This window comes from uncultured Brachyspira sp. (assembly GCF_910578695.1).
Lineage (GTDB): Bacteria > Spirochaetota > Brachyspiria > Brachyspirales > Brachyspiraceae > Brachyspira.
Genome location: NZ_CAJTQJ010000030.1, coordinates 17,721 through 28,400 on the forward strand (window position 1 = coordinate 17,721; position 10,680 = coordinate 28,400).

Here is a 10,680-nt window from a genome sequence, read left to right on the forward strand (position 1 = left end):
AAAAATAAATATTCCAGATTTAGAATGTATATAGCTACAACCCTGCTAGCTTTTATAATACCTGCCTTATTCAGTGTATCATTAGTATTATCTAATAAGCAGAAATATTTGGATAATGTAATTGCATATATAAATAAAGTAAGTCCTATAGATATATATATATCGGATATAAGCATATCTTATAAATTAGAATTAGTTTTAGATAATGTTAAATTATATTCTAAAAATAAATCAGAAGAATTTTTTAATATGGATAGGGCTTCTTTAAGGTTTAATATTTTTAGAATATTTATAAAAAGAGATCCTTTATACCTTTTAAGCGATATAAATATAAATGATGCTGAATTTTATCCTTTACTTATGGATACATCAATATTTAAAAGCAGCAGCACTAATAAAACTTCTATCAATGATGTAGCAGAAATAGCCAATAATATTGCCTCTTTATTTATAGATAAAAATATTAATATAAATAATTTTTCTGCAAAGATAGTTGATAATGATAATGTTACAGATATATCTCTAAATTCTCTAAATGGTAATTTCAGAGATTACGGCTATTTTCTTTCATATAATCTAAACCTGCCTGATAAAACATTAATAAATTTCTCTTTAAAAAGTACTACCAATTTATCAGAAATAAATTCAGAAATATATGCCAAAGACGAATATGGAGATTTATTTGATTATAAATTTAATATTACTAATAAATATGATGTATTAGAAGCAGGCATAAAGAATGAAAATAATTATGACTTTATGAATATTAAATATAATTATAACAGCAAAGATGCAGATTTATTCTTAACAAATATAAATATAACAAAAGATACCGTATACAAATTAATGAATATAGCTTTAGATACTCCTATTGTTTATAAATTTATAAAGTTGGATAATAAAACAATAACAGCTGTAAGCAATTATATAAATACATTCAGAGATGCTAAATTAAATGCATACGGATATTATTCCTTCGATAAGAAGGAAGATTCTCATATAGATTTTAATTTGAGTATAAGAGATAAATTATTCAATGTTTTAGCTGATGCCAGCCTTACAAATAACAGCATAGTTTTTTCAAATGCTTATATTAATATTTTAGAAGGCGATATCATAGCAAGCGGAATAGTACCGTTAAATGATCCTATATCAAGTTTTCTGTCTTTAAATATTAATAATATAAAAGCAGGTGCAAATTATTTATCTTCAAAATTATATTTAAAACCTATAAATGCAAATGATAAAGAAATAAAGTCCAGATTTACTATATCTTCACTCAGCTATGCAAATTCCATACAAAACCCATTAATATTTGAATTTTTATATAAAAAGCCTGAAAAAAAGATATTTCTTAATTTAATAAATAACAGATACGGACAGCCTTTTTATGCAAGTTATAGTTTAGATAATAATGCTCCTATATTAGCTTCTGCAAAAGGTATAGTACCTCAGGAAATATTTGTAGTATTATTGGGGCAGAATATAATAGATAGTTTATCATCTCTTAATATTGATTATAGTATGAGTAATGCAGCATATACAGATGGCAAAGGAAATGTTCATATACTGAAAGCATCATCTAAAAAAATATATACAGAGGAATATTTAATAAGAATAGGAGTATCTGCTTATAAAAATACAATAGATATTGATGATATTTACTATAGGCTTTCTGAAAACAGCGGTATAAATGCAAATGCTAAAATAGAATATGATAAAAACTTAAATGTTAAGCTGAATGGAAATATTGGTACTCCTGCAGGCGATTATAAATTTAATGGTTTTACAACTGCTTCCACCAATGGAAATAGGATAATATATGCCTCAACGGACGGTTCGGAGCTTATAGCAAGCGGAGTAATTCAAACAAATGGTCTTATGGATTTAAATATTAAAACTCCTAAAATATTAAAGATAAAAGATATAGACATAAATGTAGACTTGGATATAAATAATTATACTCAAAGCCCCATATATATGCATGGAAATATAAAGGCTAATAAAAATTTAGCACCTATATTTGCTTTGAATACTCAATTTGAATTATCCAATCAAAGCATAATGTTTACAAATATAATTTTGGATTACGGCGAAAACAGAGTATCAGGAGACGGTGTATTAAGTTCTTCAGACGGTATCGGTAAGTTTACAGCTTTATTAAAAGATATAGATAATGACGGTATATTTGCTATAGATACTTCTATTAATAAAAATAATATATACGGAAAATTAACAGTAAATCATCTGCCTTTTGATATCAGCGGAAAGGCTTACGGATTATTAACTGCCAATGCCACTATAATAGGATTGATGAATAGTCCTGTAATTTATCTTGAAAAATTTGATATAAAAGATTTTCAAATACCGGGAATGCAGTTTGATATATCTTTAGTAGGATATTATAAAGAAAATGAATTAGAAGTAAAAGATGTATTAATAACCAAAACAGGAACTTTCGGAGTTCTTGAATCAAAAACATTCGCTAAAAAACAGCAGATAAAAATTCCTTATGCTTATTTTTCAAAAGAACTTCAGAATATGAAAGTAGAAGTTAATAATCTGGTATATTTAAGCTCATTTTCAGGTACTATAGATTATAATATGAGAAAATTAGCAGACGGAAAACAGGAATATAGAATACAAACAACACCTATTACAATAAATAAAAGAAAACTGCCTGAATTTGGAACTATGGTTACTTATGACGGCGAAGATATTATATTTACAAATACAAAAAATCATGGTATAAACGGCTTTCTTTCTAAAGAAGATGGAAATACTAAAACAGATATAAAATATATATATGATAATTATGATATGCTTAATATAAACGGAGTTATTAAAAATACTAAAAAAGATCAGGTTGATTTATTAGTTACATCAGATTTGATAAATGTAGAAATTTTTGAAATATTCAATGTATTATTTAAAGAAATAAATTCATCTCCTACTAATTTTATAGTAGACGGAAATCCTTATACATTATATGCACATATACACGGAGATTATGATAATGTTGCTATTGACGGAAGATTTTTAGGACATGGCAGAAAAGTAAAAATAGCATATTTTAATGATATATTTGATGACACAATAGTAGATTTTAATTTTGACGGGCATACATTTAATGTTAATAATCTAACTTTCACTTCAAAGAAAAAAAAGAATTTGAGTATTACAGGCGAGGCAGAAATTTTTAAAAATACTATAAATTATATGGCATTTGACTTATTATCTTCAGATGAACAGCTTGGACTTTTAGACGGCAATCTAAATTTAGGAATTGCTAAAGTTAAAGGTCCTTTGCATGTGGATATTGCTGTAGGAGGAAATATAGCAGCTCCTAGAATAGGAGGAATATTAACTTTAATGAAAAGCGATGTGCAGCTTTCTATATCATCGCAAAATAGGTATAAAGAAAGAGTTTATGGAATATTAAGTAAAATTTATTGGGATTTTACAATAGAGGCTTGGAAGCAGGTGAGAGTTGCCCATAATTTTGTAGGAGATGTTTACCTTGAAGAGGGTTCAAAAATGAGAGTTTATAATACTATTATGGACGGCATAGAACTTGCAGGAACAATTAATGCAGAAAGAGGAAGTATATATTATTTACAGAATATTTATCAATTAGAAAGCGGCTCTATTACATTCCCACCTAATAATACTTTGGATCCTATAATAGAAGCTACTGCATATACATATAAAAAATATTATCCTGCAACCGCCAATATATCTTCTCAGTCATTTGAAAATGAATTAGCAGGCGAAAATGTTACTTTATATATGGAAATGAATACAAGGCTCTCTCAATTAATATCTTCTAAAGACGGAGTATCATCTCCTGTAAAATTCTATACTATACCTGCTTTAGGGCAATATCAGGTAAATCAGCTTGCAGGAATACCTCAGGGAACTTTCGGAAACAGAGAGGAACAGATGTTTGCAGACAGCACCGCAAATAGAAATACTATGAATAATGATCAGATTCAGCAGCTTACTATGAATTACAGCGACCTGATTTTGAAAAGTACTGTATTAAGACCTGTTGAAAGATGGTTCCGTCAATTCTTGGGAATAGATTATATCAACTTAAGCCCTACCGTTATAAATAACCTTATATTTACAAATAATAATAATATAAGTCCTACATCTGTTTGGGATAATACGAGCGTTGGCATAGGAAAATATGTTTCTAAATATTTGTATTTAAAATATGATGTTACTTACAGAGTTAATGATACATCAAAACCTAGTTTGAACGGAAAACCTGTAGATCCTTACTATTTTGATCATCAATTCGGCTTTGAAGTGTCTTTATTAAAAAATTACAGACTTGCAAATTTTGTTTTTGAGTATAAAATAAATCCTTTCGATATTCTTGGAAAAGGACAAGATTTTAATATAGTTACTCGGTGGAGATTTTAGTGAAGTTTATTAGAAAAAATTGTATTATTTTACTTTCTTTTTTTGTGCTTACTGCTGTATTATTAATAGCAGCTGAAAGTGATTTTAAAAATTTGCAAACATCAGGAAATATAGCTGTATATGAAGGGCTTGTAATAAACCGTATAGATGTTACAGGAGAAGCCAGACTTACAAAAGAGCAGATAAAAAATAATTTTCCTATAAAAGCAGGAAGTAAATTTCAAAGAACAAAAATAAATGATGCTGTAAAAAAATTATTTGAAACGCAGTTATTTGACAGAGTGGCAATTGATGCTAATAGAGAAGATGACGGCGTTGTGCTTAATATCATAGTTTCTGAAAGGTTTATAATAAAGGATATAGAATATATTGGAAATAAGCGTTTAAGCAGAACCGCTTTAAATGATGCTGTAAAACCTATAATGAAGGCGGGAGATCCGTATATACCGCAAAAATTAAATGAGGCTGTTAATGCTATTATAACTAATTATCAGGATAAGGGATATTTGAAAGCTTATGTAGAGCCTAAAGTTATAGAAAATTCCGGTGCATCAGATGTTTTGGTGCAGATGAATATAGTTGAGGGAAATGAAGTAAAAGTAGCTAATATAAGATTTCACGGAAATACTCACTTTTCTGCAAATGAACTTAAAAGACAAATGTCTACAAAAGAAAACGGATTTATGTCTTTAGGAAAATTTAATGAGTTTAAATTTGAAGAAGATAAAACTAAAATAGTAAAATATTATGCTGACAGAGGCTATTATAAGGCAAAAGTTGATAATGTTAAATTTACATATCAATGGCGTAATCCTGAAATAAAAAATGAACAGGATTTGATTATAGATATTTATGTTGATGAAGGCGATAAATACTATTTCGGAGATATAGGATTTAAAGGCAACTTTATTATACCTTCGGACAATATACAAAGAGATATAAAATCAAAAAAAGGCTCATTATATAATTATACTTATCATATGACTGATTATCAAGGCATACAAAATAAATATTCTGAAAGAGGCTATATATTCAGGCAGGTTATACCTGTAATTACAGTTAATGAAGAAAATAAAATAGTAAATATAATGTATGATATAGTAGAAAATGATAAAGCACATATAGAAAATATCACAATAGCAGGAAATACAAAAACAAAAGATTTCGTTATAGAAAGATATGTAGATATAAAACCGGGCGAAGTATTCAATACTGCAAAAATACAAAGGGTTCAGGAAAGACTATATAATACTCAGTTTTTTGATAATATTAGTATAGGAGTAAAGCCGGGTTCTGCTGAAGGACTTATGGAATTAAATTTAAATGTTTCTGAAGGTAAAACTGCTATGATTTCAGGAGGAGGAGGTTTCTCTACAGGCTCAGGCTTTAAGGTATTTGCATCTGTAAGAGAAAATAACTTCTTGGGAAGAGGGCTTCAGCTTGGATTAAGCGGAGAATTAGGAGAAACTCAAAAGCGTATAGCTCTTAATTTTGCCGAGCCTTATTTGCTTAATCTGCCTATATATATAGGAGTTGATTTATCTTACTTCAATGAAGGCATAAATACAGGATATGAAATAGGAAAAGGGCAATTTGGAATACCTAAATATTCATACTATACAAGACATGGTTTTGAGGGAATAGTAAGACTTGGATACTATTTTGCTGATTATTATTCTACATTCATAACATTTGATACTATAGTACAGCAGTATCAGCAATGGCATGATCAAGGAGCAAATGAAAACGGACCTAATCATGTGCTTAGTGATATAAGGAAATATTTAGTACATAGAGTTAATAAAAAAAATGGTTCTTTTCAAAGATGGGAAAGCGATTGGTTTACTACATTTATTATATCGTATTCACTTCTAAGAGACAGCAGAAATGATTATCTTAATCCTACAAGAGGGAGTTTCTTAAGAGGTATGGTAGATTTATATTTCGGACATACTCAATTAACAAGGCTTAATTTAACAGGATTTTTGGCTGTGCCTGCTACAAAATGGCTTTCATTTGCATTCTATGGAGAAATAGGGCAAATCATCGCTACTCCCGGACTTCCTTTACAGAATGATGCTGATGTACTTTATTATCTTAATCCGTTTGAAGATGTACGAGGATGGGATACTTCTAAATATACTATATTCAAGAAAAACAGAGGTTTATCAACATACGATATGAAAGGCACGCCTTCTCAAAGCGGTTCTGCACCTATTGATTCTTGGAGCTATGGAAGAGCAAAAGTAAGATTCTTTGCCGAGCTTCGCATACCTATTATACCAAAAACTGTGGGATTTGTTACTTTCTTAGATGCAGGTCAGCTATGGATGCCCGGAAGTACAGGCTGGAATCAAGACGGAGATGCCAAAACTTATCCTTCTCAATTTATGAATATTAAAGATATGTTTGATCCTTCTCAATATATATATTCAGTTGGTTTTGGCGTAAGGCTTACGATACCTATATTTAATATAAGGTTCTATGTTGCAAAAAGATTTGTTTATAATAAAGATGATGTAGGATTTGGTAAGGGGCTTAAAGATTTTGAAGGAGACGGATTTACTCCATTAGGAAAATGGCTTGGAAGAGGATGGGGAATTGCATTCACTATGAATCATCCATTCTATTAATATATTAAACTTTTATATTAAATTTTAAGGAGATAAAAATGAAAAAATATTATATTATGACTTTATTATTTATAGCAGTACTTACAGTATCAATTATCAGTCCTAGTCTGTTTACACAATCATACAGACTTACAAAAGTAGGGTATATTGATCTTGAAAGAGTGATAAAAGAAATTACAAATGATCAGGAACTTAATAATAAATTAAAAGAAAGATTAGAGCAGTATAAATCTCAGAATAATAATACCAATATGGAAGATACTTCAATAATACAAAATAATAATAGAGATTATTCATTAAGAGGAGAGGTAAAAAGACAGGTGGCTGCAGGTCTTATAGGAATAGTGAAAAAAGAGGGATATACTTTAATCCTAGAAAGAACTGAGCATGCTATACTTTATGCAGATAGAAATTTTGATATTACAGATGCAGTTATAGCCAGCGTAAGAACTTCTTTGCTGAAATAAAAAAATAATTTAAAACTATCATAGCTAAAATGTATTAATAATTTTTTTAATGCATTTTAGTTTTTTAATTAGGAGAATAATATATTATGAAAGTAAATGATATAAGCAATTTAATTCAGGCAAAAAAGATTATAGGAGATGAAAACACAGAAATATCTTCATTATCTCCAATTAATGATATTATTGAAAACTCTATAGTATGCATAGATAATAATAAATATCTTGAAGATGCTTTAAGCAGTAAAGCAAATGTATTGGTATTAAGAGAAGATGCGGCAAATGAATTGAAAGATTTAAAAAATAAAACAATATTAATACATAATAATCCAAAAGAAGTATTTATTAAACTGCTTTATATATTATTTGAAGATAAAAAATATCAATTAGGAACAATAGAAAAAACTGCTGTAATAAAAGAAAATGCTAATATATCTGATAATGCCTATATAGGAGATAATGCACATATAGGAAAAAATACTATAATTGGTAAGGGAACTGTTATAGAAGCAAATGTTTTTTTGGGAGATGATGTAATTATAGGAGAAAACTGCATTATATATGCTAATGCTTCTATTCATGATAAATGCATAATAAAAGATAAAGTTATAATTGGTTCTTCTACTGTTATAGGAAATGACGGCTTTGGATTCTTTGAAGTAAACGGCAGGCAAATGAAAATACCTCAAAGAGGAAATGTTATAATAGAAAATGATGTAGAGATTGGGGCAAATGTATGTATTGACAGAGCGACTTTAGGTTCTACTATAATAAGAGAAGGCGTTAAAATAGATAATTTGGTTCAAATAGCACATAACTGCGATATAGGAGAGCATTCTATTATAGTATCTCAGGTAGGAATAGCAGGAAGCTCTAAAATAGGGCATCATTGTATATTGGGAGGGCAGGCTGCTTTAGCTGATCATGTAACATTAGGAGACAGAGTAATATTCGGAGGAAGAACAGGCGTTATGTCGAATGTAAAAATACCTTCTAACTCTGTAATGCTTGGTTCTCCTGCACAAAGTATAGAAAGAGAAAAGTTAAAGATGATTGCAGAACAAAAACTTCCTGAATTAATTGATTTGGCGGAAGAACATTTTAAAGTGAAAATAAAAAGAAAAAAGTAATATTATAATATTTAATACAGCAGATTAAAATTATAAAACTTTCAGCATAATATAAAACTTTTTAAAGTTGTTATGTAAAATATTGCATTATATTAATTATTATAGTATTATGATAACTAATAATATATATTTAAGGATAAAGTTATGTTTAGAAAAATATTGCTGCTGTCAATAATATTCATTATGATATTGTCATGTTCATCTTCAAAGACAAGAAATAGTAAAGAATTATTCATCAATGCAGGAGAAGAGCCTAAAACTATAGACCCTACTATATCCGGCAATGATTTTGTATATCCTAGACATGTATTTGAAACTTTAATTACAAAGGATAAAGAAGGAAATCTTCAGGCTGGAGCATGCGAAAGCTGGGATATATCTTCAGACGGACTTAAATACACTTTTCAATTAAGAACCAATGCAAAGTGGTCTGACGGAAAAAGTGTAACTGCTGATGATTTTGTATATGCATTGCGTAGAGCAGCTGATCCTTCAAGCGGTGCAGAATATACTTCTTTTATAGAGTATATAAAAAATGCAGTTAAAGTACTTTCAGGCGAACTTCCGTCAGAGGAATTAGGAGTAAAAGCTTATGATGATTATATATTAGAAATAGCTTTAGAAGTTCCTACAGGATATTTTTTAGATATTTTAACTTATCCTATATTTGCACCTGTTAGAAAAGATATAATTGAAAAGTATGGAGATAAATGGTCTTTAAATCCTGAAAGCTATATCGGAAACGGTGCTTTTATTATGACTGAAAGAAATCCTGATGAAAAGATAGTAGTAATAAAAAATACAAATTATTGGAATAAAGATAATATAGTTCCGGAGAAAATTACCTTTATTATGATGAAAGATGCCTCTTTATCATTAGCAGGTATTAAAGACGGTTCATTAGATTTTTCAGTTTATATTACAGAGCAGGATTTAGAAAAATTAAAAGCTGACAAAATAGTTAATATTGCTCCTTATTTCTCTACAGTTGCATTCGGTATTAATGCTTCTGATGAGGTATTAAAAGATATAAGAATAAGAAAAGCTTTATCTTTGGCAATAGACAGAAACTATATAGTAGAAAATGTTGTTCCTACAGCTAAAAGTCCGACAAGTGCTTGGGTGCCTATTGGTGCTTATGATGTTCAAGGAGATTTCAGAGAGAATGGAGGACAGTATATAGATTTATCGAAAGAGGCTTATTCTAATAATATAGAAATGGCTAAGAAACTATTAGCTGAAGCAGGATATCCTAATGGAGACGGTTTTCCTGTATTAGAATATAAAACTACTGCAGATTTAGTTTATATACAAACTGCAGAGGCTATTCAGCAGATGTGGAAAGAAAATTTGGGAATAGATTTGATAATATCATCTATGGAATGGGCAGCATATCAGCAAATGAGAAGCGAAAAAAATTATCAGCTTATAAGAACTTTATGGATTGGAGATTACAGCGATCCTATGACTTTCTTAGAAAATTATTTGAGTTATAGAAGTCAAAATACATCAGGATACAGTAATAGACAGTTTGATATATATATTGAAACTGCAAGAAACAATGCTAATCAGGAAATAAGAATGAAAGCTATGCATGAGGCTGAAAAAATATTAATAGCTGAAGATAATTTGCTTATACCTATATATAATCCTTCAAATCCTACTCTTGTAAGCAGGAGATTAAAAGATTATGTATTAACTCCATTACAGGAATATCAATTTCATTATGCATATTTAGAATAATAAAATAAAGCCTCATCTAAAAAAGACGGGGCTTTTTTATTATATTCATAAAAAATTTGTTCCGATATCGGCATAATCCCTGCCATTTCGCGAATGTCAGGCACTCACAAGTTTTTTATTTTTTATTTATATTCATAAAAAAATTACTGTCTTATAAATTTTCTATTTCTTCTATGCTTAATCCTGTATATTTAGAAATTGTATTAAAATCTACTTTATCTTTCTTCATATTTTTAGCCATTGATATTTGAGTTTCTTTGATTCCTTTCTGCATCCCCT

The 10,680-nt window shown here is 28.9% G+C and carries 5 protein-coding genes; all 5 read left to right on the forward strand.

The features are described 5' to 3' along the window. Positions 1-24: 24 nt before the first annotated feature. The gene (locus QZ288_RS08650) at positions 25-4,431 is read left to right on the forward strand and encodes a hypothetical protein (RefSeq protein WP_295157778.1); all 4,407 of its coding nucleotides are present in this window, start codon (positions 25-27) and stop codon (positions 4,429-4,431) included. Next, entirely contained in the window at positions 4,431-7,064 is a 2,634-nt protein-coding gene (bamA, locus tag QZ288_RS08655) for an outer membrane protein assembly factor BamA (protein ID WP_295157765.1), read from the forward strand. Before QZ288_RS08650 ends, bamA begins: the two co-directional genes overlap by 1 nt. Positions 7,065-7,102: 38 nt before the next feature. Continuing rightward, the gene (locus QZ288_RS08660) at positions 7,103-7,531 is read left to right on the forward strand and encodes an OmpH family outer membrane protein (RefSeq protein WP_295157768.1); all 429 of its coding nucleotides are present in this window, start codon (positions 7,103-7,105) and stop codon (positions 7,529-7,531) included. 86 nt (positions 7,532-7,617) lie between these two features. Further along, positions 7,618-8,658 carry a UDP-3-O-(3-hydroxymyristoyl)glucosamine N-acyltransferase gene (gene lpxD / locus QZ288_RS08665; RefSeq protein WP_295157772.1) on the forward strand — a complete coding sequence of 347 codons (1,041 nt, stop codon included), beginning with the start codon at positions 7,618-7,620 and terminating at the stop codon, positions 8,656-8,658. Between the two features lie 144 nt (positions 8,659-8,802). Continuing rightward, on the forward strand, positions 8,803-10,401 hold the full coding sequence (locus QZ288_RS08670; RefSeq protein WP_295157775.1) for a peptide ABC transporter substrate-binding protein: 1,599 nt from the start codon (positions 8,803-8,805) through the stop codon (positions 10,399-10,401). Positions 10,402-10,680 lie beyond the last annotated feature (279 nt).